At 71.6% G+C, this 1,765-nt stretch carries 1 protein-coding gene; it reads left to right on the forward strand.

Annotation, left to right across the window (positions count from 1 at the left end):
* Positions 1-587: 587 nt before the first annotated feature.
* A partial coding sequence (locus KDK95_RS34530) for an Hcp family type VI secretion system effector (protein WP_212522570.1) occupies positions 588-1,765 on the forward strand: 1,178 nt, incomplete at its 3' end.

Raw genomic sequence — 1,765 nt, forward strand, 5'->3', positions numbered from 1 at the left:
ACCCCGATCGTGGCCTGCCGCGTACTCTCTGGGGCCGCCCGTCCGCCCGTCCGCCCGTCCGCTGCGCCGCGGCCTTGATCGTGTCCCGCCGCATCCTCTCTCCGTCCGCCCGTCCGCCCGTCCGCTGCGCCGCGACCCCGATCGTGGCCCGCCGCGTGCTCTCTGGGCCCGCCCGCTGCGCCGCGATGTCGATCGTGGCCTGCCGCCTACTCTCTCCGTCCGTCCGTCCGTCCGTCCACCCGCCGCGCTGCGGCCTCGATCGCGGCCCGCCGCATCCTCTCTCCGCCTCTGTCTCCACAGTTCTCCGTACGCACCCTGACGTCCTCCGGGTCTCTGTGACGTCCTCCAGGTCTCTGTTCGGCCTCATTCACCGAAATCCGCGGCCGACGACGCAACGTTCTGCCGACTTCGGGCGTCTACCAGAGGTGCGTCTGCCTGAGGAGCCGCCGCGGTGCATGCACTCCCCGAAACCCCGCCGTTCCGCCGCCTCGCGTAGAATCCACGTCCCGCTTCCAAGCACGTCCTCGGGCGCCGTGCCATAGCGCTCCGAGGCCCGCCCCGTTTATCCGATCCGGAGTCCTCGTCCCGTGTCGCGCTCCAACCGCAACGACGCGCGCCGGCGCCGCCGAGCCCCGCGTCTGCTCGCCCCGATAGCCACGCTGGCCGCGTGCTCCGCCGCGGCTGCCGCCCTGGTCGTGGCCGCGAGCGCCACGTCGACGGCTCCAGCCGCTGCCGCGGCCGTCGCGCTCCCGGAGATCCATCACACGTACCCGACGTTCCCGGGCATATCGAACCCGTACACGACCGTCGCCGCGAAGACGACCGCCGCGAAGACGACGTCCCAGGCCGCCCAGACCACGGCCGCCGCGCACAAGACGACCGCGCGGGCCAAGCACTCGTCGACCGCGGCCGCGACCCAGTCGATGTACGTGTCCACCTTCACTCCGCAGGTCCTGGCGACCTCGGCGGCGCCGGTCACCAGCACCGGCTGCACTGCGGACACGCGCGCGCCGTCCTCAGGCGCCGACCTGCAACTCCCGCAGGTGAGCGCGGGCTCGACGGACCCTGGCTTCACCAACTGGCTGCACCTGACCGCGGTCGGTCCGAGCGCAATGCTCCCGACCTCGGTCGACTCCTCGAACCTGTCCACCCTCACGCTCACACGCACCGAGGACAGCGAGTCCACCGATCTCGGCATGGCAGCGAGCTCGGGCGACCGCTTCCCCTGCGCCCTGCTCGACGTGAGCGCCGGCCCGGGCTACCAGCGCGCCGACTACGCCCTGACCAACGCAGGCTTCGTCTCGGACTCGGTGCAGGGCAAGACCGAGACCCTCATCGTCACGTACTCGTCGATCAGCTGGAACTACCTGCCCACCGGCAGTTCCAGCGTCGTGACCGGCGACGGCACGATCAACACCCAGCCCAACGTGAAGCAGACCTCGCTCAAGCAGGACGCGACGGACGTAGCCGAGGGTGTCGTCGCCCTTGCCGCCGCCTGCGCCCTGGGCATGCTGCTCCTGACGCTCATCGGCCGCCACCGCCGCAAGGTCCGCTACCGCGAGATCCGCGAGCGCTCCCGCGTCGAGGTCCCGCTGCCGGAACGTCAGATGGCGTCGCCGACCATGATCTACGCACCAGGTGTCCGCGTCCCCGCCGACGCCACCGCCCAGCAGTCCGCCGAAGCCATCCCCAACGTCCCCGACGCCCTGAAAACCGTCCACGTAGCCGAGTTCGCCCGCGCCCGCGCCACCCAGGTCCCCGTAGC

This window comes from Actinospica acidithermotolerans, from assembly GCF_018139625.1.
GTDB classification, from domain to species: Bacteria; Actinomycetota; Actinomycetes; order Streptomycetales; family Catenulisporaceae; genus Actinospica; species Actinospica acidithermotolerans.